The following is a 23,284-nucleotide window of genomic DNA, read 5'->3' on the forward strand; positions in this document are numbered from 1 at the left end:
TACCGGGCGGCCTGGAAGTTCCGCTCAAGGAGCTTTCGTAAAGAGGCAGGGAGTTCCTGTCCGCGTGTCATGGATTTTGAGCCAATTGGGCTTGGATCGTCTTCAGCAGCTGCTCGTCGGAATATCCCTGCTCCCAGTCTCCGGGCAGCTCGATCCGTACTGATTGCGCCCCGCCAGAGGGAGTGCAAACCACCTGAAAGGCGTCAGCCTCCCCGTCGACGCGAGCTGCCTCCATCTTTTCCGGGTTCTTCCCCAAACCCGAGAAGGCCTGGATACAGGTCCATGTGATGCCGTCGGGGTCCGTGACTTCGCGAGGCATGGGCTCAACGCTCCTGGATTGGTGTCGAGCTTCGACAACGGCGAAGCTGCGACACCGTTCCAGTCAGACTTCGTTACGCCCGAGTTCCCGCTCAGCCCGCCGCAATGCCAGCAGCAAGTCGATCTGTTCATCGGTGATCGGCTGCCCCTCGATTTCTGCGAAGAGAGCTTGGAGGTGAGCTCCGATCTGTTCCCGCGCATCACGGTCGAGCCATGGACGCGCTGCCTTCTGATCCAGATTTCCCTCGGTAATCATTGGGTTTCCTGTTGATACTCAGCCCCGAACAATACCGGCTGCGAACCAGCCTTGTGATTTACCGGGGATTATTCGCGACCATGGTTAACAGATGGTAACCGCCATGCGCGGAATGAGGCTAGGCAAGCGTTTCAGCCCTGACGCCCCTGAAAAAAGGCGCACTTGCGCGCGCCTCTCTGGAGCTATGATCTCTTCTGGAGACGCGAGTGGGCGTCCCCTACTCTGCCGCCTGGAGCACTGGAGCCGTCGAAGCCGTATCGGGCTTGCGCCCGAAGCCCAGCTTGCGCGCCATGTCCTCAAGCAGAGTGAGTGCGACCGGAACCACCACCAGGGTCAGGATGGTGGAGCTGATCAGGCCGCCGATCACCGCATGTGCCATGCCGGCGCGCTGCGAGCCGCCCTCTCCCAGACCAAGCGCCATGGGGATCATGCCGAAGATCATCGCGAGTGTGGTCATCAGAATCGGACGGAGCCTGACTTCGGCTGCCTGCATGATCGCGACGGTGCGCTCCACACCACCTTTGCGGGCCTGATTGACGAAATCGACGAGCAGGATCGCGTTCTTCACCACCAATCCCATGAGCATGATGAAGCCGATGGCCGACATCATGTTCAGGGTCGAGCCCCAGGCCAAGAGGCCCAGAAACACGCCCACCAGCGAAAGCGGCAAGGATGCCATGATCGCGAGCGGCTGAAGGAAGCTGCCGAATTGCGATGCCAAGATGATGTAGATGAATATCACCGCCAAAAGCAGCGCCGATCCCGCATAGCCGGACGTCTCCTGAATGTTCTTGGCCGAACCGCCGGACACGAATTGATAGCCAGCGGGCAGCTTCACCTCCTTGAGGGCGGCCCCGATCTCCCGCGTGACGTCACCGGCAGCACGCCCGCTGACATTGGCGGTGATCTGCACCTCCCTGGCAAGATCGCGCCGGTTGATCTGGGACGGGCCGACCCCCGCCTCCAGTTTGGCAATCTCACGCAAGGCCACCATGCGAGGCGTGCCATCCTCGTTGGTCATCCTGCTGGCAAGATAAAGCCGCGACAGGTCCTCGCGCGACTCACGCCCAGTCTCGGGCAGGCGCACGTTGACGTCGTAGTTCTCGCCGTTGGGTGCGCGATAGCTCGAAGCATCCTCACCCGAAAGCAGAGGCCGCAACGTGTCGGAGACCTGCTGCAAGCTCACGCCAAGATCGCTCGCGAGCTCCCGGTCGAGCCTCACAGCGATGGTCGGACGGGCGGCCTTGAGGCTGGATTCCATATCGACGACACCCGGCACCTTCGCGATGATTGCGGCGGTCTCCTGGGAAATCCGCGCCAGTTCATCCAAGTTCGGCCCCTGGATCGACACTTGCACCGGCTTACCATCGCCAACGCCCGGCAGGCTGACGGCGAGGTCAATGCCGGGGATGGCCTTGAGGCGCGCACGCATCAGGTCCACGAGCTGCGTAGCTGAGCGCGTGCGCTCGGCGATCGGCTTGAGCGTGATTGCAACGATGGCCTCGTTTCTGCCTGCGGCCTGCCCGCTGTTGATCGTCGCGTAGGTGAAATTTACCTCGGGGAACTCCTTGATCGCAGCCTCGGCCTGACGGAGCTTCGTCTCCGTATATTCGAGCGAGGAGCCCACAGGTGCCGTGACCTTCACATTCATCTCACCCATGTCAGCGGAGGGAACAAACTCGACGCCTATCATCGGCACGAGGGCGAAACTTCCCACGAAGATACCAATGGCCGCCACCATCACCACCCAGCGCCGTCGCAAGCTGAAGCGCATGAGAGGGCGATAGATGGCAAGAATGCCCGCAATCCCCTTGTCGGTCAGGCCCGTGAGCCAGCCGATGAGCCCACGCGGCTTCCGGCCGATGGATGGATCGTGCCACACGCTCGACAGCATGGGATCGAGGGTGAACGACACGAAAAGCGAAATCAGCACGGCTACCGATACGGTGATGCCGAACTGGTAGAAGAACTTACCGATGATGCCGCCCATGAAGGCGACTGGCGCAAACACGGCCACGATGGCGAGCGTTGTAGCCATCACGGCAAGGCCAATCTCCTGCGTACCCTTGAGAGCCGCCTCGAAATGGCCCGCGCCCATCTCCAAGTGACGGGCGATGTTCTCTCGCACCACGATGGCGTCGTCGATCAGGATGCCGATGGCAAGCGACAGCGCCATCAGCGTCATGCTGTTCAGGGTGAAGCCCATGAAGGCCAGCGCCGCGAAGGTGCCGATCACGGAGATCGGCAGCGTCAGACCGGTGATGACCGTGGAACGCCACGAGTGCAGGAACAGAAATACGATGGCGACGGTCAGGAACGCGCCCTCGAACATCGTGCTCTGCACATTGTGCACGGAACTGCGGATCCCCTTCGAAGAATCCTTCACCACAGACAGTTCGACATCTGAGGGCAGCGAGCTTTTGAGTTCCTCGACAGCGCGAAACACGCCGTCGGCCACTTCGATGGTGTTGGCACCCTGCACCTTCACCACATCTACGGCGAGCGCAGGCTTGCCGTTGAACAAGGCGAGGCTCGTCTTTTCTTCCTGACCGTCGATGACATCGGCCACTTCCGACAGCCGTACCGGCGACCCGCCCCGTTGGGCTACGATGAAGTTGCCGATCTCGCGCGGCTCCTTCACGGAGCCCTCGATCTGCACGACCTTGTCCTCTCGCCCGCGGGTCACGTTACCGGCTGGCAAATCCTGGTTTTCAGAGCGGATCGTGGCCACCACCTGATCGACGCCAATAGCAAGCGCCTGCATGCGATCGGGTTTCAAGCGCACCTCGACCTGACGTTTCATGCCGCCCACGATGGTGGCGCTGCCTACGCCGCGCACGGTCTGGATGCGCTTGAGCAGCACCTCGTCGGCAAGCGTCGTCAGCTCGCGCAGGGAGCGCACGGGCGATTCAACCGCCACCGATACGATCGGCGCGCTGTCAGGATCGAACCGGGTGACGGTCGGATCGTCTACCTCATCCCGCAACTGGCCGCGAATCCCCGCCACCTTTTCGCGAACATCCTGCACAGCGACGGCTGCGGGCGTGTCGAGGGTAAATTGAGCGATTACGATGGAACGCCCCTCAACGGAGCGCGAAGTGAGCGTATCGAGACCGGCAATCGTGTTGATTGCGTCTTCGATCCTGCGCGTGACATCGCTCTCGACCGCCTCCGGCGACGCGCCTGGATAGGCAGCCGTCACCACCACGGTGGGAATGTCCACATCGGGGAACTGGTCGACGCCGAGGCGCTGATAGGAGAACAACCCAACCACGAGGATCGCCACCATCATCATGGTGGCGAAAACCGGGTTGTTAATGCTGATGCGCGTAAGGAACATCCTATTTGTCCCCGATGCGAACCGGCGTTCCCGGCTCAAGAATGATGGAGCCGGCGCTCACAACGATATCGCCCTCCCGCAAGCCGGATGTGACGGCGACAAGGCTGGCCGTTGCATCCTTCGACACCTCGACTTGCTGCCGGGCGATGGTTTCGCCATCGAGCTTGAGCACATATCGGTGGTTCTGATCACCGCGCACGGCCTCGGGCGGAACTGCAACGACGTCCTGCACTTCACGCACGACGATATCGCCGGAGGCGAACATGCCACCGCGCAGAATCCTGTCGCCGTTCTCAACCCGGATGTAGACCGGTATCGAACGCGATCCCGTCTTGGCGGTGGGGTTGATACGTTCCACGAGCCCCGAGAACTCGCGGCCCTCCAGGCCGGGCACGCGGAACAGCGCCCTCTGGCCGACAGCTATAAGACCGATCTCGTTCGTCGGCACAGGAGCCTCGATTTCAAGTTCGGCCAAGTCGATGAGAACAAGGAGCTTACCGTCCACCGCAGCCTTGTCGCCCGGATTGACGGCACGCTCGGAGACAAAACCGTCGATGGGCGCCCGCACGACGCCGTCCTCGAGAGCCTTGCGCGCCTGCTCCACCTGCGCCTCCTGAGCCCGCACGGTTGCTTGAGCTGCCCGGAACGCGCTTTCCACCTCGTTGACGGAGGCCTGAGCTGCATAACCTTTGTCCTGCAGGCTGAGCTTCATCTGCCGGTTCTTCTCCGCCAGAGCAAACTGCGCCTTGGCGGACTCAAGATTGGCTACTCGCTCATTGAGCCGGGATTTCAGGTCTTCGGTGTCGAGGCGTACGAGAACGTCGCCCTTCTTCACCGGCTGACCTTCCTGCACCAAAACCTCGGCCACCTGGGCGGCAACCTGGGACTTGAGGGTCGTCTGGTTGACCGGCCGCAGCGTACCTGCAAGCGGCACGGTAAAGCGTAAATCGGCCTTGCGAACGGCAAAGGTCTCGCTGCGAGCAAGCTCCGTTACTACCGGCGCGCTCGGCTGTACCACCGCCTGGGCCGTATCGTTCTTCAGGTAGCGTGCGCTTCCAATACCCAGGGCAGAGATGCCGAGGACAACAAGCGCGGCTGTCGTTTTCTTCTTCACGGCGATGTTCCTAAGACAGTTCCGAGTCGACGAGATCGGCCGTCTTCTGCTTGTGTTGCTTGTTTGCTCCGCCCGACAGCTCAGCCAGGAAGGCGGGTACGCTCTCGTTCAGGAAAGCAAGCTCGGCATTGACCAGCGCCATCCCCATGCGCACCAGAAAGCGATGCCCCGGCCGAGACGCGCCGGTCGATGCTTCCATTTCCATCCTGACCTGCTTGAGTTCCAGCATCCGGTTAGCGAGCACGTCACGCAGCTTTTCGGGGGGCAGCAGATCGGCGAACATCAGAAGCGTGACCAGTTCGGAACGAATCTTGTGTCGCCCTTCCGAGGCCCTCAAGGATGTGGTCAGGGCCTCGCGCCCTGCCTCGAGCAAGGTGTAAACGGTCTTATTGGGCCGCCCTTCCTGAGGCACGACCTTGGCCGAAACCAGTCCCTCCTGATCGAGGAGCTTCAGAGCGGCATAGATCCCGCTGGGCGCCACATCGATGAAGCGTGAGAAGACCTCCTCGACGCGCTTCTTGATCTCGTAGCCGGACGCATCCCCCATGGACAGGACAGCCAGACACAGCGTTTTTGTATCCAAAATGGAATACTCCAATTTGGAGTATATTTAGGTATCTTTCCCGCAGCCGTCAACGAGTCTCAGCAAGCGTTTATCGAGCTATTTCACGCCTCCCATAAGGGAGCGCGACTGGAGCGGTCGACGTCATTACGTGCGGGCGAACCTCGCAGTCGACGTTACAGCCCTTATGGTCATTGAACGGCTGAGCTACCTTTGACGGATGGAGAAAAACGACCCATCAGGTGGTGCCTTTCGCCCGGATAAGTGATCCGCGCTTCCGTCACGAAGGCTCCGGCCTGCCAGGTTCGCCGTTCGAGAACGAGGCAAGCCGCTCCTGTTCTGATCTGAAGACGTTTTGCCATCGTGCTGTCGGCGTTGACGGCGCGGACGATGTGCTCCGCATCTGTCCACGGCACGCGCCTCAGCAGCCAAGTGCCTGGAGGGGCGTCCTTGAAGACCTCTCCGTTGGCTTCCGGAACAGTGGCAAGGCTGATCAGGCGTTCCTCGAAGGCTTGAGGCACATCATCCATGACATGGAGGGTCGAGATGTAGAGCATTTCGGTGCCGACGGGCAGCCCGATGCGGTGCGCGGCAGCGGTATCGATGGGATCAATGGACCGATGAACGACCTTGAAATGATAGACGGTGCCGGTGCGCGCCGCCTCGAGGGCGAAATCCTGAATGTCCAGGACAGCTTGCCGCGTGCTCGGCTCCGCCACCACCGAACCAGCTCTGCGCCGGCGCGTGATGAGACCGTTGACTGCGAGCGTCGAGAGCACTTTGTTCACGGTCATGCGCGAACAGCCATATTCCGCCATGAGTTCGTGCTCGAAAGGAATCCGGTATCCCGGAGGCCATTCGCCAGACATGATCTTGGCTTCGATATCGTCGCGGATACGCTGGTACAGGTGTTTCATGCCGGACGGTGCTTCCTTCACGACAGAATGTGCCTCATGGAACGCACGTAGCGTGCGGTGATGACTTCGCGATCAATGTGCCTGCCGTCTTTTACCAAAGGTTTGCCCGCAACCATCACCATGTCGATGGCCGAATGGCTGGCGACGAAGAGATAGGCATCGATCCAGCGGTCTCCTGAAACCGCAGCCAGATCCGGGTGGTCCGGCTTAAGAACCACGATGTCGGCTCTCTGCCCTGGAGCCAGGACGCCGATGCGCCGCCGAAGTGCCTGAGCGCCGCCGGCGAGCGCTTTTTCATAGAGCGTGCGGCCTGTCGAATCCCCCTCACCGGCCGCCAGAACGTTACGGGCACGGTGCTTGAGGCGCTGACTATATTCGAGTTGCTTCAGTTCTCCGGGAGCTGAGATCTCAATATTCGAATCCGACCCAACACCAAAGACGCCACCTTCTGCGAGATAATCCACACCCTCGAAGATACCATCGCCGAGATTGGCCTCGGTGATCGGACACAGTCCGGCCACGGCACGGCTCTTCGCCATGCCCTTGACCTCGTCGCGATCCAGGTGCGTCGCATGAATGAGGCACCAGCGCCGATCGACAGGCGCATGATCGAGCAGCCACGCCACTGGGCGCTGTCCTGACCACGCTAGGCAATCCTCGACCTCTTTGGTCTGCTCAGCGATGTGAATGTGGATTGGTCCCTCCCCAGCCATGGCCAGAACCTCATTGAGGCCCTCCGGCGTCACGGCCCTCAAGCTGTGGGGCGCAATGCCGACCGCAGCGTTGTCGAGTCCGGCCACAGCCTTGCGAGCGCCTTCGAGAAGGCGGGAATAGCTCTCCACATCATTGATGAATCGCCGTTGCCCCTCCGATGGAGCAGCGCCGCCAAAACCGCCTTGTGCATAGAAGACCGGCAGCAATGTTAGGCCTATGCCGGTTTCATGGGCCGCGGCTGCGATGCGCCCCGAAAGCTCAGCGATATCGCCATAAGAACGCCCTTGTGCGTCGTGGTGCAGGTAGTGGAACTCAGCAAGCGAGGTGAAGCCCCTCTCGAGCATCTCCATCATGGCAAAGGCCGCGATGGCTTCTACGTCGTCCGGCGTGAGTGAGCCGAGGAACCGGTACATCACCTGCCGCCATGTCCAGAAGCTGTCACCTTCGGGGCCGCGCGTTTCGGCAAGCCCCGCCATGCCGCGCTGGAACGTATGGCTGTGGAGGTTGGGAAGTCCAGGCAGCGCGATCCCCGCGATACGTTCACGCCCTTCCGGAGAAGCATCCGGATGCACGGCGTCGATAGTGCCGTTTTCAATGTCGAGACCGACATTCCGAGCCCAGCCATGGGGAAGAAGTGCATGATCGAGAATGAGCCTGCGCATTGCTGCCGCCTTTGCTGTGAAAACGGCCCGACTATGGGTGGCCGCCAAAAAGCCACGCCGCCGCCTGACCATCAGAGCTGATCGAATAAGTCTAGACAATACCGATTATTCGCGATTATGTATAGACATTATCGCGAATGCACCGGAGCAGAGACATGCGCTTCGACCGGGTTTGGCTCAACGCCCGCCTAGCGACCCTTGGCGGAAACGATCTTGGGATTATCGAAAGCGGGGCCGTTGCCTCCAAGGATGGTCTTATCGCCTTCGCAGGGCCGATGCAGGATCTTCCAACCGGATGGGATGCGGCGGGGCGGATCGACTGCGAGGGACGTTGGATTACCCCGGGCCTGATCGACTGCCACACTCACCTCGTCTACGGCGGCGACCGCGCCCATGAATTCGAACTGCGCCTGAAAGGGGCAAGTTACGAAGAAATCGCCCGCGCAGGCGGCGGAATTCTTTCTACTGTGAAGGCGACTCGCGCGGCGAGCGAGGACGAGCTTGTGGCAAGCGCCCTCCCTCGCTTGGACCATCTCATCGCAGAAGGCTGCACAACTGTCGAAATCAAGTCTGGTTACGGCCTCGATCTTGAGTCGGAGACCCGTTCCTTGCGTGCTGCGCGCCGCTTGACCGATACGCGGCCCATCTCCGTCACCACCACCTTCCTCGGCGCCCATGCCTTGCCGCCCGAGGCGAATGGCGACAAGGATGCTTTCATCGACAAGGTCTGCGACCAGATGCTGCCGGTGCTGGCCCGAGAAGGTCTGGCAGATGCAGTCGACGCCTTCTGCGAGGGCATTGCCTTCTCTCCGGAGCAAGTCGCCCGGGTATTCGAAGCCGCCAGAACACACCGACTGAAAATCAAGCTCCATGCCGACCAGCTTTCGAACCTGAACGGTGCGAAGCTCGCCGCCGATTACGGCGCCTTGTCCGCGGATCACCTCGAATACACGGATGTGGATGGAGCAGTCGCCATGGCGAAGGCCGGCACAGTCGCCGTGCTGCTGCCGGGTGCCTTCTACATGCTGCGCGAAACGCAGCTTCCGCCGATTGCCGCCTTCCGCGAAGCAGGCACGCATATGGCTCTGGCGACCGATTGCAATCCCGGCACCTCCCCGATGACGTCCCTTCTGCTGACGATGAACATGGGCGCGACCCTGTTCCGCCTGACAGTAGAGGAATGCATTGCCGGCGTGACTCGCGAAGCCGCCCGCGCACTCGGAAAGCTCGACGAGATCGGCACGCTGGAGCCCGGCAAGTTCTGCGACCTCGCGATCTGGGAGATCGAGCGGCCCGCAGAACTCGTCTACCGCATCGGCTTCAACCCCCTTCATGCCCGTATCTGGAGAGGCCAGTGACCAAGATTCTTACACTCATTCCCGGCTCGGTCAGTCTCGCGGATTGGCGTCGCGTTTATCGTGGCGTCGAGGTCGAGCTCGACGAGGGATGCCGCACGCGTATCGAGGCTGGCGCGAAGACCATCGAGACCATCGTTGCGAAGGGTGAGCCGGTCTACGGCATCAATACGGGTTTCGGAAAACTGGCGAGCGTCCGTATCGGCACCGCCGATCTGGCAACGCTCCAGCGCAATATCGTGCTGTCCCATGCGGCAGGTGTCGGTGAGCCGCTTCCTATCCCTGTTGTGCGTCTCGTAATGGCGCTGAAGCTCGCAAGCCTTGCGCAAGGCGCATCCGGAGTGCGCTGGTCGACCATCGAGCACCTCATCGCGTGCCTCAGAGCAGGGCTTGTACCCGTCATTCCGGGCCAGGGATCGGTCGGCGCCTCGGGCGATCTGGCGCCTCTTGCCCATATGACCGCTGCGCTGATGGGCGTTGGCGAGTTCTTCGTCGATGGCGTGCGGATACCCGCGGAAGCTGCCTTGTCCCAAGCCGGTCTTGATCCTCTGGTCCTTGGGCCGAAGGAAGGTCTGGCCCTCCTCAACGGCACGCAGGTGTCGACGGCGCTGGCGCTCGCCGGTCTCTTCGAAGCCGAGCGTGTTTTCCAGGCCGCACTCGTCACAGGCGCTCTCGCCACTGATGCGGCAAAGGGCTCCGATGGTCCGTTCGATGCACGCATCCAGATGCTTCGCCGTCATCGGGGGCAGATCGAGGTGGCCGCATCGCTGCGCGCCTTGATGCAGGGAAGCGCCATCCGCGCCTCTCACCTCACCAATGACGACCGCGTGCAGGACCCCTATTGCCTGCGCTGCCAGCCGCAGGTGATGGGTGCGGTGCTCGATCTGCTGCGTCAGGCTGGAGAGACGCTCGGCACCGAGGCCAACGGCGTGTCCGACAACCCCCTCGTGTTTTCCGATACGGGCGAAGTCATTTCAGGCGGAAACTTCCACGCCGAACCCGTGGCTTTTGCCGCAGACATGATCGCCATGGCCTTGTGCGAGATCGGTTCGCTCGCGGAGCGCCGCATCGCCATGCTGGTCGATCCCAGCCTCTCGGGCCTTCCTGCATTCCTGACTCCGAAACCGGGCCTGAATTCCGGCTTCATGATCCCTCAGGTGACGGCGGCCGCCCTCGTGTCCGAGAACAAGCAGCGCGCCTATCCGGCGAGCGTCGATTCCATCCCCACCTCCGCCAACCAGGAAGACCATGTGTCCATGGCGACCCATGGCGCGCGCAGGCTTCTGCCCATGGCTGCCAACGCCGCGAATGTTATCGGAATCGAACTTCTGGCCGCAGCTCAAGGCTGTGACTTTCATGCCCCCATGCAGTCAAGCGAACGGCTGGAGCGCGCGCGCTCCCTGCTGCGTGCAAGGGTGGCCCACCTCAGCGATGACCGGCACATGGCGCCCGACATGCAACTAGCGACCGATCTTGTTTCCTCCGGCGCGGTCGCTGAAAGCGCCGGTGTCGATATCCTGCCTCTGGTGACGGATGAGGCATGATCATGCATGATCAGAGCACTTCATGGCGGGCAATCACTCGCGGCGATGCCCCGCTCGTCGTAAGCCTGCCGCATACCGGCACCGACATCCCTGCCCCCTATGATTCCGGTCTCGTATCGCCCTGGCTTGCGCGCAAGGATGCCGACTGGTGGATAGAACGTCTTTATGACTTTGCTGCCGGCCTCGGCGCGACCGTCCTTCGCACGTCGATCTCGCGCACAGTGATCGACGTGAACCGCGACCCGAGCGGAGTCTCCCTCTATCCCGGCCAAGCCACCACGGAGCTTTGCCCTACCACCACCTTCGATGGTGAGCCTTTGTACGAGCCGGGTGCAGAACCGGACGCAGAGGCGGTTGCTGAACGCCGCGCGCGCTTCTTCGATCCCTATCACGAGGCTTTGAGAACTGAGGTCAAGCGCCTGCGCTCGCGGAATGACCATGTTGTCGTCTACGATTGCCACTCCATCCGCTCGGTCATTCCGCGCCTCTTCGAAGGCACCCTGCCCCATTTCAACATCGGCACCAATGGCGGCACGACCTGCGCCCCCGAGTTGAGCGCAGCTATCGAAGACCTTTGCAGCGGCAGCGGCCTGAGTCATGTAGTCAATGGCCGCTTCAAGGGCGGGTACATTACCCGAAGCCTCGGCGAGCCTGACAAGGGCGTGCATGCAATCCAGATGGAACTGGCCTGTCGCGGCTACATGAACGAGCCGCTCGGCCCTGTTGCAGAGGGGCAATGGCCGTCCCCTTACGACGAGAGCTATGCCGCGCCGATGCGCGAGGTTCTCACACGGATTCTCAAAGCCTGTCTCACCTTTGCCCATTCGAAAGCCTGACCCGAGGATATGTCCATGACACGCATCGACAATGCCCGCGTAATCCGCGCCGCCCACGGCACCGAACTCTCGGCCAAGAGCTGGCTGACGGAAGCGCCCCTGCGCATGCTGATGAACAACCTCGATCCGAACGTCGCCGAGAAACCCGGCGAACTTGTCGTCTATGGCGGCATTGGCCGCGCGGCGCGCGATTGGGACAGTTTCGACCGCATCGTCGCCGCCTTGAAAAATCTGGAAACGGATGAGACGCTTCTGATCCAGTCCGGCAAGCCGGTCGGCGTGTTCCGCACCCATTCGGATGCACCCCGCGTGCTGATCGCGAATTCGAACCTCGTGCCGCACTGGGCTAATTGGGACAAGTTCCACGAACTCGACCGCAAGGGCCTCATGATGTACGGCCAGATGACAGCCGGCTCCTGGATCTATATCGGCACCCAGGGCATCGTGCAGGGCACTTACGAGACCTTCGTGGAAGTGGGGCGCCAGCACTATAACGGCGATCTCTCGGGCCGCTGGATTCTCACAGGAGGTCTTGGCGGCATGGGCGGCGCGCAACCGCTCGCGGCGACGATGGCGGGCGCCTCATGCCTTGCCGTCGAGTGCCAGCCGAGCCGCATCGAGATGCGTCTGCGCACGGGCTATCTCGACCGGCGCGCCGATACTCTCGACGAGGCCATGGCGATCATCGAGCAATCCTGCCGCGACAAGAAGCCGGTTTCCGTCGGCCTTCTCGGCAACGCCGCAGAAATCTTCCCCGAAATCTACCGGCGCGGCATCCGTCCCGATGCCGTGACGGACCAGACCTCCGCGCATGATCCGATCAACGGCTATCTGCCGAAAGGCTGGACCCTGGCGGAATGGGAAGCCAAGCGTGAAACAGACCCGAAGGCTGTCGAGCATGCGGCGAAGGAATCCATGGCCGAGCACGTGCGCGCCATGCTCGATTTCTACAAGGCGGGAGTGCCAACCCTAGATTACGGCAACAACATCCGTCAGATGGCTAAGGAGGAAGGCGTGGAAAACGCCTTCGACTTCCCTGGCTTCGTTCCGGCATACATCCGCCCCCTCTTCTGCCGGGGCATCGGCCCGTTCCGCTGGGCTGCACTCTCGGGCGATCCGGAAGACATCTACAAGACCGACGCCAAGGTGAAGGAGCTGCTGCCGGACAACAAGCACCTCCACAATTGGCTCGACATGGCAAAGGAGCGCATCAAGTTCCAGGGCCTTCCCGCGCGCATCTGCTGGGTCGGCCTCGGCGACCGCCATCGCCTCGGCCTCGCCTTCAACGAGATGGTGGCGAAGGGCGAGTTGAAGGCCCCCATCGTGATCGGTCGCGACCATCTCGATTCCGGCTCCGTCGCCAGCCCCAATCGTGAGACGGAAGCCATGAAGGACGGCTCGGACGCGGTGTCAGACTGGCCGCTGCTCAACGCCCTCCTCAACTGCGCTTCGGGTGCGACCTGGGTGTCGCTGCACCATGGCGGCGGCGTCGGCATGGGCTTCTCGCAGCATTCAGGCATGGTCATCGTCTGCGATGGCACGCCGGAAGCCGCCAAGCGCATCGAGCGCGTGCTCTGGAACGATCCCGCCACCGGCGTGATGCGCCACGCGGATGCGGGCTATGACATCGCCATCGACTGCGCCCACGAGCATGGTCTCAACCTGCCGAGCCTGCGCTGATGAAGGATCGCGTGATCCGAAACCGCGATCTTGTTCGCGTTCCCTGGAGGAATGGCGGCGGCACCACTGCGGAGGTCGCCGCCTTCCCGGAGGGCTCGGGCTTCGACTCCTTCAGCTGGCGCATCAGCATGGCCGATGTCGCGTCCGACGGGCCGTTCTCCCTGTTCCCCGGCATCGACCGCACGTTGATCCTGGTCGAGGGGGACGGCATCGAGCTCGACGTGGAGGGCATTGCCTATCAGCTGGATCGCGCCTCTCCGAAGCTCTCGTTCTCAGGCGACAACATCACAACCGGGCATCTTCTCTCAGGTCCGATCCGCGACCTGAACGTGATGACGCGCCGTGGACGTTTCCGGCATCGGACCCGGTTCGTGGAATCCGGCGTCGCACTTTTGTCGGAAGACACCGTGGCGGCTGCCCTCGTAGCCCTCGACGGCTCCTTCGACGTGACGGTCCATTCGATGCTCCATTCGCTTCAGGCCATGGATACCCTCATGCTGGAGCCTACGCAGGACCTCCTGCAGATCTCCGGTTCTGGCCGCGCCATTCTCGTGGAGATCGAACCCGATCCGGCGTAGCGCCCAATTTCAGCGGGAGGTGCCTAAAACAGTGGCAGCGGGAAATGTCTATACATTTGACATTGTCGTTACGGCATGTTGCCATTCGCGCGCTCGGGAAAAACCTTCGACGCAGCAGGATCAAAATCCCTCAAGGGATGCAGTCGACAGAACGGGCCAGAGGATTTGAAAGCAACGGAGGCTGCTATGAAGTCGGTAATGGGTGGATTGGCCGTGTTGGCGCTGGCGATAGGGCCAGCCGCGGCGCAGGAAACGAAGGTGACCATCGGTATTTCGGGCTGGACGGGCTTTGCGCCCCTCACGCTCGCGAAAGAGGCCGGCATTTTCAAGAAGAACGGGCTCGACGTCACGATCAAGAAGGTTCCCCAGGCCAGCCGCCACCTTGCGATTCAGTCGGGCGACATTCAGTGCGCCGCCACGACCGTTGAAACCTGGATCGTATGGAATGCCAACGGCGTGCCGACCAAGCAGATCTTCCAGCTCGACAAGAGTTATGGCGCGGACGGCATGGTGGTGAGAAACGACGTCGGCTCCATCAAGGACATCAAGGGCAAGACGGTCGCGGCCTCTGCTCCCGGCACGTCCCCCTATTTCGTGCTCTCCTGGATGCTGAAAAAGAACGGCCTTTCGGTGAAGGACGTGACGGTGGTCAACATGGAGCCGGGCCCCGCCGCCCAGGCTTTCATTGCCGGGCAGAACGATGTGGCCATGACCTATGAGCCCTATCTCTCATCGGTGCGCGCCGCGCCGCAATCCGGCAAGATCATCGCCACCACCCTCGACTATCCGGCTGTGATGGACACCTTCGGCTGCACGCCGAAATTCCTGACGGAGAACCCGAAGGCCGCTAAGGCTCTGGCGGACAGCTATTTCGACGCTGTCGACATGATCGCAAAGGATCAGGCGAAAGCCTATGAGATCATGGGCGCCGACGTGAAACAGACCGGTGAAGCCTTCGGCAAGTCGGCTCAGTTCCTGCGCTGGCAGGACCGTGAAGCGAACAAGAAATTCTTCGCAGGCGAGTTCAAGACCTTCTCGGCGGAAGCTGCGGACCTGCTGCTCGAAACCGGCGTCATCAAGCAGAAGCCGGATATGGAAGCTCTCGCGGATACGAGCTTCATCCAGTAACGCACACTCACGGCGGTAGCTCTCCGTGAGCTACCGCTCGACCGCCCATCCTTGCTGTCCGGAAGCAATTTCTTAATGCCTCGTCCTCTCGAACCTGTCGGCCAGAGCACGCGTATTACGCTCGGCATCTCCTTCTTCGTGCTCTTCTTCGCGGCCTGGGCCTTTGCGACCCTTGGCGGCTTCGTCTCGCGCACCTTCCTCGCAGACCCGATCACCATGTTGCAGGACGGGTGGCTGCTGCTCACGCGCTTCGGGTTCCTGAGCGATATCGGCATCACAGTCTGGCGCGTGGTCGGCGGCTTCATCATGGCGGCGATCATCGCCGTGCCCCTCGGCATCCTCATGGGGGCATACAAATCCTTCGAGGCGTTTCTCGAGCCGTTCGTGTCCTTCGCGCGCTATCTTCCCGCATCCGCCTTCGTGCCGCTGCTCATCCTGTGGGCAGGCATCGGCGAGATGCAGAAGCTTCTCGTCATCTTCATCGGCTCGGTCTTCCAGATCATTCTGATGGTGGCCGTCGCCGTGGGCAATACCCGCCGCGATCTGGTAGAGGCCGCCTATACGTTGGGCTCGAGCGATCAGGGTGTCGTCAAACGCGTGCTCATTCCGGCCAATGCGCCAGAGATCGCGGAGATCCTGCGTCTCGTCCTGGGCTGGGCCTGGACTTATGTCATCGTCGCCGAACTCATCGGATCGTCATCGGGCATCGGCCACATGATCATCGACAGCCAGGCGCTCATGGCGACGGGACAAATGATTTTCGGCATCATCGTCATCGGCGTCATCGGCCTGATCTCCGACTTCCTGTTCAAGGCGGTCAACCGCAAGATCTTCGCCTGGAGGCTCGCATGACCGGCACGATTCTCCAGATCGAAAACGTCTCGCGTGTGTTTCCCGGCATTCGCGGCGGAGCGCCTGTGCGTGCGCTCGAGCCGACGAGCCTGCAGGTAGCGCAGAACGACTTCATCACCATTCTCGGCCCGTCCGGCTGCGGAAAATCCACGCTCCTGCGCATCGTAGCGGGGCTCGACCGCCCGAGCGGCGGACGCGTGCTTCTCAATGGGCGCGAGATCAAGGGCCCCGGCGCGGATCGGGGCATGGTGTTCCAGTCCTACACCTTGTTCCCATGGCTCACGATTGCCGAGAACATCGAATATGGCCTGCGCGAAAAGGGCATGGCGAAGTCGCAGCGTCGGGACATCGTGGCGTCCTATACTGAGAAGGTCGGCCTGCGCGGTTTCGAGAACCATTACCCGAAGCAGCTGTCCGGCGGCATGCAGCAGCGCACCGCCATTGCCCGCGCGTTGGCCAACGACCCCGAAATCCTGCTTCTCGACGAACCCTTCGGCGCGCTCGACAACCAGACTCGCGGCCTGATGCAGGAGCTGCTGCTCGGCATCTGGGAGCGCGAGCGCAAGACGGTTCTCTTCGTCACGCATGACATCGAGGAAGCGATCTTCCTTGCCTCCCGTGTCATCGTCATGTCGGCGCGCCCCGGCCGCATTAAGGCCGACATCCCTGTCGACCTGCCGCACCCGCGACACTACACGATGAAGACGACACCGGAATTCTCCAGCTTGAAAGCCGAATTGACCGAGGAAATCCGGCACGAGGCCATCGAGGCCGACGTGGCGCATTAGAGACTCCAAAATCCGCCTCACGTAGGCCTTAAAAACCTGCGTATGAGGCGGATGCATCTCTTGAGATCGATCAGACGGATCCGGCTCCAAGGCTCCGGGCCGGATAGCGCAGCGTCGGATCAAAGGGATTGAGCTGGCGAGAAATCCCCTCCGCTTCTTTCCGAAGCAATTCGACGACGAGCGGCAGGCGATCTCCCTGCAGCCGCTCCAACAATGTCCCGATGCTCAACGCAGCAACTGCTCGCCCCTCCGCATCGAGGATCGGAACACCGACACCGGCCATGCCAGGGATCAAACCAGTGTTGAGGCTGGCATATCCGGTCTTACGGACGTTATCGAGATGCATCCGCAACCCGACTTCATCGAAGCTTCCTCGATCGAGGAGGCGCGGAACATTGAAACGAATGATCGTCTCGCGCTCATCTTCCGGCAGATAGGACAGAATAGCCAGACTGCCCTGCCCGATCCCAAGTGGCACCTTGCCGCCAATATCGCCCGTAAAAGTTCTGATTGGGAACGGCCCTTCGATCCTGTCCAGACAGACTGCGTCAAAGCCATTGCGCACGAGAAGAAAGACGCTGTCGCTCAGGGTTGACGACAGACGCAAGAGCGCTGGTCGTGCCGCGCGGCGCAGACCGCCTGCATGCGCCGCGCGCGCCGCGAGCACGAAGAAGTCGAGAGCGAGCCGATATTTCCGGCTGGCCTCGGCCTGCTCGACGAAGCCTTCGGCCATCAGGGCCTTCAATGCTCGATGGGCGCTGGGCTGGCTGATCTCACTTGCGGCGGCGATATCGGTGAGGCGCATGCCTTGAGGATCTCCACTCCCCAAAACCTTGAGGATTCCCAGAGCTCGCCTCGTTCCGGATACTGTATCTTCCGACATTTGAAACCGTCAATTGCTATTCCGAGGCTATCTTTCAAATAGCGGAAGAAATGTCAAAAAAATTTCATACTGTGGAACCTCTTCGTTGACTTGGCCGGAGGTCTTCGCCGTGATGGGTCCCCGGGCAGCGTGCTCACACGGATCGCGAGATCCGAGGCTTTGCAATGATCGGAGGACTGTATGGCGTTCCTGACGCTCGAAAGGGTTTCCAAGGAATTCGGTACGTTCACAGCCGTGCGCGATGTCGACCTGACAATCGAGAAAGGCGAATTCGTTTCGCTGCTCGGGCCATCAGGATGTGGAAAAACGACGACCTTGCAGATGATCGCAGGGCTGCTTGAACCGACCCACGGCCGCATCTCGCTCGACGGTCGCGACATCACCCGCGAGAAGCCCAATCGCCGCGGTCTCGGCGTCGTCTTCCAGAGCTATGCCCTCTTCCCTCACATGACCGTCGCGCAGAACGTGGCCTTCGGCCTCGAGATGCGGCGCGTACCGCAGGCTGAACGCACCGAGCGTGTCCGTGAAGCTCTTTCGTTGGTGCAGCTCTCCTCCTTTGCCGATCGCTATCCTCGTCAGCTGTCCGGCGGCCAGAGGCAGCGTGTCGCCATTGCGCGCGCCCTCGTGATCGCGCCGCCTGTCCTGTTGCTGGATGAGCCGCTCTCCAATCTGGACGCCAAGCTGCGCGAGGAAATGCAGTTCGAGTTGCGACGGATCCAGCGCAAGGTCGGTACGACCACCATCATGGTCACTCACGATCAGGCCGAGGCGCTGTCCATCAGCGACCGCGTGGTCGTGATGGAGAACGGGAAGATGACGCAGGTGGACGCTCCCTACCGTCTCTACGAGCAGCCTTCTAACGCCTTCATCTCCTCGTTCGTCGGCAAGACCAATCTTCTGAGCGGCACTTGGCGCGGCAACGGCGCGCAAATCGGAAACGTTGTGCTGGAAGCATCTGCTCCGGACATCGCTCCCGGCGCGCCGATCACGCTGTCGATCCGTCCTGAGAAGATTCTGTTGCGGGATGCGGGCTCGGGACGCCTCGACGGACGCGTCCTCAGTCGCTTCTTCCTGGGCAGTCAATGGCTCTTCACGGTCGAGACTCCCGTCGGAACCATGACGGTTTCCATTCCCAATCAGGGCAACGAGCCTCCCACCGAAGGCTCGCCGGTCAGCCTCGACTGGTCACCTGCCAACCTGCGCATCATGGCAGGCACCGCCACTGCGGCTTGAGGGAGAAAGATGATTTCACGCTCCCCCACCATTTCCATTCCATGGCTGCTTGCCGGCCCTGGCGCGTTGTTCTTTGCAGGCCTCGTGCTTCTGCCGCTGGCATTGACCCTCATTCTGTCGTTTCACGCCTACGATCATTCCACCGGCATCCAGAACACGTTCACGCTGTCTCACTACATCGCGGTCGTCACTGACGACTATTATCTGGAGATCTTCTGGCGCACGTTGCGGATCGCAGCGCTAACCACGCTCCTCTGCGCCGTGATTGGAGTTCCGGAAGCCTATATTCTCTCACGCATGAAGGATCCGTGGCGCTCGGTCTTCCTTCTCGTCATTATCGGCCCCTTGCTCGTCTCGGTCGTCGTCCGCACCTTCGGCTGGAGCATGCTGCTCGGTTCGCAAGGCCTCGTGAACCAAGCTCTCCAGCTCTTCGGATTTCCTTCGGTCAGAATCCTCTACACCGAGACCGCCATTGTCATCGCCCTCGTCCACGTGATGCTGCCGTTCATGGTCATCCCGGTGTGGACGGCTTTGCAGAAGCTCGACCCCATGGTGGAAGCTGCGGCCTGGACGCTCGGCGCTTCGCATTTCACTGCCCTGCGCCGTGTGGTGATGCCGCAGGTCACGTTGGGCATGCTCTCCGGCAGCCTCATCGTCTTCGGCCTGTCGGCCAGCGCTTTCGCCGTTCCGGCCCTGCTTGGCGGTCGTCGTCTCAAGATGGCGGCAACGCTGGTCTATGACGAGTACCTCCAGGAACTCAACTGGCCGCTCGGAGCCACCATCGCGATCATCGTGCTTGTCGCAAATCTTTGCATCATGCTGGCCTACAACCGCATGGTCGAGGCTCGCGCGCGCCGGACCCTTGGGTGATACCATGCACAAGAACGGCCCTATCGCTCTTCTCTTTCACATTCTCGTCCTGACGTTCGTCCTGGCGCCGCTCGTCATTATCTGTCTCGTCGCGTTCACGCCGGAAAACACGCTGAGCCTGCCGACAAACGGATTGTCGCTGCGCTGGTTCAAGGCCGTGTTCGCGCATCCGGATTTCATGGCGTCCTTCTGGAACAGCATCTGGCTTGCCACGTTCTCCGCGACGCTTGCCGTCGCCTTCGCCGTCCCCGCTGGTCTCGCCATCAGCCGCTATACGTTTCCGGGACGGGACTTTCTGAACGCCCTGTTCCTGTCGCCGCTGATCATTCCGCACCTTGTTCTCGGCGTCGCCTTCCTGCGTCTGTTCGCGCTCATCGGTGCGACCGGAAGCTTCTCCTGGCTCGTCGCGACGCACACCATCATCGTGACGCCCTATGTCCTGCGTCTTGTGCTCGCAGCTCTGTCCGGGCTCGACCGCAGCGCGGAACAGGCGGCGCGTACGCTCGGAGCCAGCGAGTGGACCGCGTTTCGCCGCGTCACCGCCCCCATGATCCTGCCCGGCATCACGGGCGGCTGGCTGCTTGCCTTCATCAACAGCTTCGACGAGTTGACGATGTCCATCTTCGTGACATCGCCCTCGACCGTCACGTTGCCGGTCCGCATGTACATGTACGCGACAGAGTCCATCGACCCGATGATGGCGGCCGTCTCGGCATTGATGATCGCAATCACCGCTGCGGCCATGCTGGTGCTAGATCGCGCCTTCGGACTTGATCGCATTCTTGTCGGGCAGCGCTGAGGAAACGGATATGGCTCTTCTCAAGCGCCTGGCACGGCACGAGCTTCCTCCGATTTCATTCACGCTGAACGGTACCGTCTGTACGGGGCGCGTGGGAGACACGGTTCTGACCGCCATCCTCACCCAGGCCGACCAGTTGCGCCTGAGCGACTTCTCGGGCTCTCCCCGAGCCGGGTTCTGCCAAATGGGCGCATGCCAGGATTGCTGGGTCATGACGAGTGACGGCGAGCGCATCCGCGCCTGCAGCACGGCTCTCGAGCCGGGGATGAATCTTCGAACCTTCGCGGAGCAGAGATCGTGAGCAACGCAGTTCGCCCGCTGATCGTCGGCGCAGGTCCCGCAGGCATTCGCGCGGCTCAGGCACTCGTCGAAGCAGGCTTGAAGCCGATTGTCGTCGACGAGGCAGCATCGGGCGGCGGGCAGATCTATCGCCAAAGGCTCGCCCCCGATAAGCGCACGCCGCGCGACCTTTACGGCTCGGAGGCAAGCAAGGCGACTGCGCTTCACGAAACCTTTGCGCGGATTAGGGACAAGATCGAATATTTTCCGCAAACCCTCGTGTGGAATGTCCGTGGCACGTCCGCGGATGTGGCCATCGATGGCAGAACGCGCCGCCTCGACTTCAGCCACCTGATCCTCGCGACCGGAGCGACGGACCGTATCGTTCCGTTCCACGGCTGGACCATACCCGGCGTATTCACCCTGGGTGGCGCACAGATTGCTCTGAAATCGCAGGGCTGCGCCATCGGCGAACAAGTTGTCTTCCTGGGCTCCGGCCCCCTGCTCTATCTCGTTGCCTGGCAATACGTGAAGGCTGGTGCCCGTGTTGCCGCCGTCCTCGATACGGCACCATTCTCGGCAAAGCTCAATCTTCTGCGCGGCCTTCCATCTCAGCCCGGCGTCGTGCTGCGTGGGATGCGCTATGTAGCCGAGCTTATGGCGCGCGGCATCCCAGTGCATTTCGGCGTCGAGCCCGATCGGATCGAGGGCGAGGCACGGGTCGAGGGGATTGTCTGGCGTGAGCGAGGCAAGGAACGTCGTCTTGCCTGCGATGCCGTGGGCTACGGCTTCGCCCTGCGTTCCGAAACGCAGCTGGCGGATCTCGCCGGATGCCGCTTCGTCTTCGACGAACGGGATCGCGCATGGCGTCCGGAGCGTGACATGGCAGGGCGCACCAGCGTGAGCGGCGTATACATCGCGGGCGACGGGGCTGGAATTGCCGGAGCTGACGCCGCAGAGCTTGCGGGAGAGCGCGCCAGCCTCGCCCTCCTCGAGGACGCGGGTTACGCTGTCAACCGCGAACGGGTTGCTGTGTTGGAACGCGGGCTCGCGGGAATCCAGCGCTTCCGCGACATTCTCGAAATCGCCTTCCCCTTCCCCGATAAATGGGCTGCCAGCGTAGCGGACGATGTTCTCCTCTGCCGTTGCGAGGAGATTTCCGTCGGTCAGGCACGCGCTGCCATGCGCGAGCAGGAAGTGCGTGAGCTCAATCGTCTGAAGGCTCTGACGCGCGTCGGCATGGGCCGGTGCCAAGGGCGAATTTGCGCATGTGCGGCAGCTGAAATTCTGGCTGATGTCCACGGGCAGCCGCTGGAGGCGGCAGGCCGCCTGCGTGCGCAGCCGCCCATCAAACCCATTCCCCTGGGGATTGCGGCGGATGGAGAGGCCGCATGAGCCGAACCCTTCACAAGGATGTTGCCATCATCGGTGGCGGGCTTGTCGGCAGCTCAGCTGCACTCGCCCTCCGGCGCATGGGATTTTCCGTCGTCCTCCTCGACAAGGGGTATTGCGGCGCGCAGGCGAGCGGCGTCAATTACGGCGGCGTGCGCCGTCAGGGACGTCCGCCCGAACAGATCGCCCTTTCCCAGCGGGCTCACGCCATCTGGCCCCGCCTCAAGGAAGTCATCGGCATAGACGGTGAGTTCGTACGGTCCGGCCATCTGAAGATCGCCCGGACAGAGGCGGAGATGGCGTCTCTCGAGGCCTATGCGGCGCGTGTTGCGGATCTGGGCCTCGGCCTTGAGCTGGTTGGCCATAATCAGCTTCGGGAACGGTTTCCCTGGATTGCAGGAAATATCGTAGGGGCCTCGCTCTGCCAGGGGGATGGACATGCCAATCCGCGCCTGGTTTCGGCAGCCTTCGCTCTTGCGGCCCGCCGGGCTGGAGCGGATGTTCTCGAGCACACGCCAGTTTCCCACGTCGAGAAGGTGCCGGAGGGCTTTCATCTTTCGACGGGTCCTGGAATCGAGATCAAGGCACAGTTCGTGATCAACAGCGCCGGAGCCTGGGCTGACAGCTTCGCCGAGGCGTTCGGAGAGCCGGTGCCTCTCAGCCGCATCTATCCAAGCATGATCGTGACGGAACCGGTCAGTGTCTTCATGAGCGCGAATATCGGCGCCGAAGGCGGCGGCATCTATGCCCGTCAGGTGGATCGCGGCAACTGCATAGTCGGCGGCATGCGCGGGGAGCCGAATACAGATTTGGATTTCTCGCGACCGACGGGGTCGGGAGCCGTTACAATCATGAACCGCGCAGCCGCATTGTTCCCTGCCCTGCGCAACAGCTACGCCATCCGTTTCTGGAGCGGCACGGAAGGCGAAATGGCGGACAGAAACCCCGTGATCGGTTTCAGTCGCACCACCCCAAATCTCATCCATGCGTTCGGCTTCTCGGGCGCGGGATTCCAGATCGCTCCGGGCGTCGGCGAAGTTCTGGCCGAACTCGTCCGTGACGGTGCGAGCCGCACGCCGATCGAGGCCTTCGCCATCGACCGTTTTTCCCGCAAGGACCAGGGCTCTCCTGCGGGTTCCACTCCAGAGCCCCAAGAGAGGGATATATCGAAGTGACCAAGACCA

Annotated in this window: 22 protein-coding genes; 14 read left to right on the forward strand and 8 right to left on the reverse strand. The window is 61.8% G+C overall.

The window, feature by feature from the left end:
• Positions 1 to 67: 67 nt before the first annotated feature.
• The 7 genes from BLP10_RS01490 to BLP10_RS01520 all read right to left on the reverse strand — a co-directional run bounded on the left by BLP10_RS01490 (position 68) and on the right by BLP10_RS01520 (position 7,883).
• Positions 68 to 319, reverse strand: coding sequence for a hypothetical protein (locus BLP10_RS01490; RefSeq protein WP_091128689.1), 252 nt, complete (start codon positions 317 to 319; stop codon positions 68 to 70).
• 63 nt (positions 320 to 382) lie between these two features.
• Complete coding sequence (locus tag BLP10_RS22770; RefSeq protein ID WP_139165407.1) at positions 383 to 574, reverse strand: hypothetical protein; 192 nt, start codon at positions 572 to 574, stop codon at positions 383 to 385.
• A 217-nt stretch (positions 575 to 791) separates the two neighbouring features.
• On the reverse strand, positions 792 to 3,914 hold the full coding sequence (locus BLP10_RS01500) for an efflux RND transporter permease subunit (protein WP_091128695.1): 3,123 nt from the start codon (positions 3,912 to 3,914) through the stop codon (positions 792 to 794).
• A 1-nt stretch (position 3,915) separates the two neighbouring features.
• Positions 3,916 to 5,028: an efflux RND transporter periplasmic adaptor subunit gene (locus BLP10_RS01505; RefSeq protein ID WP_175493726.1), complete on the reverse strand. Its 1,113-nt coding sequence runs from the start codon at positions 5,026 to 5,028 to the stop codon at positions 3,916 to 3,918.
• A gap of 10 nt (positions 5,029 to 5,038) precedes the next feature.
• Positions 5,039 to 5,611, reverse strand: coding sequence for a PadR family transcriptional regulator (locus tag BLP10_RS01510; protein ID WP_139165408.1), 573 nt, complete (start codon positions 5,609 to 5,611; stop codon positions 5,039 to 5,041).
• A gap of 170 nt (positions 5,612 to 5,781) precedes the next feature.
• On the reverse strand, positions 5,782 to 6,507 hold the full coding sequence (gene hutC / locus BLP10_RS01515) for a histidine utilization transcriptional repressor HutC (RefSeq protein ID WP_091130015.1): 726 nt from the start codon (positions 6,505 to 6,507) through the stop codon (positions 5,782 to 5,784).
• A 17-nt stretch (positions 6,508 to 6,524) separates the two neighbouring features.
• Positions 6,525 to 7,883 (reverse strand): formimidoylglutamate deiminase, encoded by a 1,359-nt coding sequence (locus BLP10_RS01520; protein ID WP_091128705.1) that lies wholly within the window; start codon positions 7,881 to 7,883, stop codon positions 6,525 to 6,527.
• Between the two features lie 155 nt (positions 7,884 to 8,038).
• Here BLP10_RS01520 and hutI point away from each other — a divergent pair, with 155 nt between their 5' ends.
• The 8 genes from hutI to BLP10_RS01560 all read left to right on the forward strand — a co-directional run bounded on the left by hutI (position 8,039) and on the right by BLP10_RS01560 (position 16,644).
• Positions 8,039 to 9,241 (forward strand): imidazolonepropionase, encoded by a 1,203-nt coding sequence (hutI, locus tag BLP10_RS01525; protein WP_091128708.1) that lies wholly within the window; start codon positions 8,039 to 8,041, stop codon positions 9,239 to 9,241.
• Positions 9,238 to 10,782: a histidine ammonia-lyase gene (gene hutH / locus BLP10_RS01530; protein WP_210183582.1), complete on the forward strand. Its 1,545-nt coding sequence runs from the start codon at positions 9,238 to 9,240 to the stop codon at positions 10,780 to 10,782. Before hutI ends, hutH begins: the two co-directional genes overlap by 4 nt.
• A gap of 2 nt (positions 10,783 to 10,784) precedes the next feature.
• Complete coding sequence (gene hutG / locus BLP10_RS01535; RefSeq protein ID WP_091130023.1) at positions 10,785 to 11,618, forward strand: N-formylglutamate deformylase; 834 nt, start codon at positions 10,785 to 10,787, stop codon at positions 11,616 to 11,618.
• Between the two features lie 15 nt (positions 11,619 to 11,633).
• The gene (gene hutU / locus BLP10_RS01540) at positions 11,634 to 13,298 is read left to right on the forward strand and encodes a urocanate hydratase (protein ID WP_091130027.1); all 1,665 of its coding nucleotides are present in this window, start codon (positions 11,634 to 11,636) and stop codon (positions 13,296 to 13,298) included.
• Positions 13,298 to 13,876: a HutD/Ves family protein gene (locus BLP10_RS01545; protein WP_091128711.1), complete on the forward strand. Its 579-nt coding sequence runs from the start codon at positions 13,298 to 13,300 to the stop codon at positions 13,874 to 13,876. The genes hutU and BLP10_RS01545 overlap by 1 nt, the downstream gene beginning before the upstream one ends.
• Before the next feature lie 186 nt (positions 13,877 to 14,062).
• Positions 14,063 to 15,004, forward strand: a complete 942-nt coding sequence (locus BLP10_RS01550; RefSeq protein WP_091128714.1) for an ABC transporter substrate-binding protein — start codon at positions 14,063 to 14,065, stop codon at positions 15,002 to 15,004.
• Positions 15,005 to 15,079: 75 nt separating this feature from the next.
• Positions 15,080 to 15,856 (forward strand): ABC transporter permease, encoded by a 777-nt coding sequence (locus tag BLP10_RS01555; protein ID WP_091128717.1) that lies wholly within the window; start codon positions 15,080 to 15,082, stop codon positions 15,854 to 15,856.
• Positions 15,853 to 16,644, forward strand: a complete 792-nt coding sequence (locus BLP10_RS01560) for an ABC transporter ATP-binding protein (protein WP_091128721.1) — start codon at positions 15,853 to 15,855, stop codon at positions 16,642 to 16,644. Before BLP10_RS01555 ends, BLP10_RS01560 begins: the two co-directional genes overlap by 4 nt.
• Positions 16,645 to 16,714: 70 nt before the next feature.
• Here BLP10_RS01560 and BLP10_RS01565 read toward each other — a convergent pair whose 3' ends face one another.
• The gene (locus BLP10_RS01565) at positions 16,715 to 17,527 is read right to left on the reverse strand and encodes an IclR family transcriptional regulator (RefSeq protein WP_091128726.1); all 813 of its coding nucleotides are present in this window, start codon (positions 17,525 to 17,527) and stop codon (positions 16,715 to 16,717) included.
• 180 nt (positions 17,528 to 17,707) lie between these two features.
• Between BLP10_RS01565 and BLP10_RS01570 the strand changes: the two genes are divergently transcribed.
• Genes BLP10_RS01570 through BLP10_RS01595 form a run of 6 tightly spaced genes read left to right on the forward strand, consistent with a single transcriptional unit; the run spans position 17,708 to position 23,275 of the window.
• A complete protein-coding gene (locus BLP10_RS01570) occupies positions 17,708 to 18,760 on the forward strand; it encodes an ABC transporter ATP-binding protein (RefSeq protein ID WP_091128729.1) in 1,053 nt (350 codons plus the stop codon).
• A 9-nt stretch (positions 18,761 to 18,769) separates the two neighbouring features.
• On the forward strand, positions 18,770 to 19,630 hold the full coding sequence (locus tag BLP10_RS01575; RefSeq protein ID WP_091128732.1) for an ABC transporter permease: 861 nt from the start codon (positions 18,770 to 18,772) through the stop codon (positions 19,628 to 19,630).
• Positions 19,631 to 19,634: 4 nt separating this feature from the next.
• Positions 19,635 to 20,429 (forward strand): ABC transporter permease, encoded by a 795-nt coding sequence (locus tag BLP10_RS01580; protein ID WP_091128736.1) that lies wholly within the window; start codon positions 19,635 to 19,637, stop codon positions 20,427 to 20,429.
• Positions 20,430 to 20,439: 10 nt separating this feature from the next.
• The gene (locus BLP10_RS01585) at positions 20,440 to 20,730 is read left to right on the forward strand and encodes a (2Fe-2S)-binding protein (protein WP_091128740.1); all 291 of its coding nucleotides are present in this window, start codon (positions 20,440 to 20,442) and stop codon (positions 20,728 to 20,730) included.
• Positions 20,727 to 22,103: an FAD/NAD(P)-dependent oxidoreductase gene (locus BLP10_RS01590; RefSeq protein WP_210183583.1), complete on the forward strand. Its 1,377-nt coding sequence runs from the start codon at positions 20,727 to 20,729 to the stop codon at positions 22,101 to 22,103. Before BLP10_RS01585 ends, BLP10_RS01590 begins: the two co-directional genes overlap by 4 nt.
• Entirely contained in the window at positions 22,100 to 23,275 is a 1,176-nt protein-coding gene (locus BLP10_RS01595; protein ID WP_091128747.1) for an NAD(P)/FAD-dependent oxidoreductase, read from the forward strand. The genes BLP10_RS01590 and BLP10_RS01595 overlap by 4 nt, the downstream gene beginning before the upstream one ends.
• Positions 23,276 to 23,284 lie beyond the last annotated feature (9 nt).

The organism is Microvirga guangxiensis (assembly GCF_900102135.1).
GTDB classification, from domain to species: domain Bacteria; phylum Pseudomonadota; class Alphaproteobacteria; order Rhizobiales; family Beijerinckiaceae; genus Microvirga; species Microvirga guangxiensis.

Bases quoted from the DNA above. Each gene is read 5' to 3' on its own strand.
- BLP10_RS01490 (WP_091128689.1), bottom strand. From the start codon at position 319: ATGCCTCGCGAAGTCACGGACCCCGACGGCATCACATGGACCTGTATC.
- BLP10_RS22770 (WP_139165407.1), bottom strand. From the start codon at position 574: ATGATTACCGAGGGAAATCTGGATCAGAAGGCAGCGCGTCCATGGCTC.
- BLP10_RS01500 (WP_091128695.1), bottom strand. From the start codon at position 3,914: ATGTTCCTTACGCGCATCAGCATTAACAACCCGGTTTTCGCCACCATG.
- hutC (WP_091130015.1), bottom strand. From the start codon at position 6,507: ATGAAACACCTGTACCAGCGTATCCGCGACGATATCGAAGCCAAGATC.
- BLP10_RS01520 (WP_091128705.1), bottom strand. From the start codon at position 7,883: ATGCGCAGGCTCATTCTCGATCATGCACTTCTTCCCCATGGCTGGGCT.
- hutI (WP_091128708.1), top strand. From the start codon at position 8,039: ATGCGCTTCGACCGGGTTTGGCTCAACGCCCGCCTAGCGACCCTTGGC.
- hutG (WP_091130023.1), top strand. From the start codon at position 10,785: ATGCATGATCAGAGCACTTCATGGCGGGCAATCACTCGCGGCGATGCC.
- hutU (WP_091130027.1), top strand. From the start codon at position 11,634: ATGACACGCATCGACAATGCCCGCGTAATCCGCGCCGCCCACGGCACC.
- BLP10_RS01545 (WP_091128711.1), top strand. From the start codon at position 13,298: ATGAAGGATCGCGTGATCCGAAACCGCGATCTTGTTCGCGTTCCCTGG.
- BLP10_RS01550 (WP_091128714.1), top strand. From the start codon at position 14,063: ATGAAGTCGGTAATGGGTGGATTGGCCGTGTTGGCGCTGGCGATAGGG.
- BLP10_RS01555 (WP_091128717.1), top strand. From the start codon at position 15,080: ATGCCTCGTCCTCTCGAACCTGTCGGCCAGAGCACGCGTATTACGCTC.
- BLP10_RS01560 (WP_091128721.1), top strand. From the start codon at position 15,853: ATGACCGGCACGATTCTCCAGATCGAAAACGTCTCGCGTGTGTTTCCC.
- BLP10_RS01565 (WP_091128726.1), bottom strand. From the start codon at position 17,527: ATGTCGGAAGATACAGTATCCGGAACGAGGCGAGCTCTGGGAATCCTC.
- BLP10_RS01570 (WP_091128729.1), top strand. From the start codon at position 17,708: ATGGCGTTCCTGACGCTCGAAAGGGTTTCCAAGGAATTCGGTACGTTC.
- BLP10_RS01575 (WP_091128732.1), top strand. From the start codon at position 18,770: ATGATTTCACGCTCCCCCACCATTTCCATTCCATGGCTGCTTGCCGGC.
- BLP10_RS01580 (WP_091128736.1), top strand. From the start codon at position 19,635: ATGCACAAGAACGGCCCTATCGCTCTTCTCTTTCACATTCTCGTCCTG.
- BLP10_RS01585 (WP_091128740.1), top strand. From the start codon at position 20,440: ATGGCTCTTCTCAAGCGCCTGGCACGGCACGAGCTTCCTCCGATTTCA.
- BLP10_RS01595 (WP_091128747.1), top strand. From the start codon at position 22,100: ATGAGCCGAACCCTTCACAAGGATGTTGCCATCATCGGTGGCGGGCTT.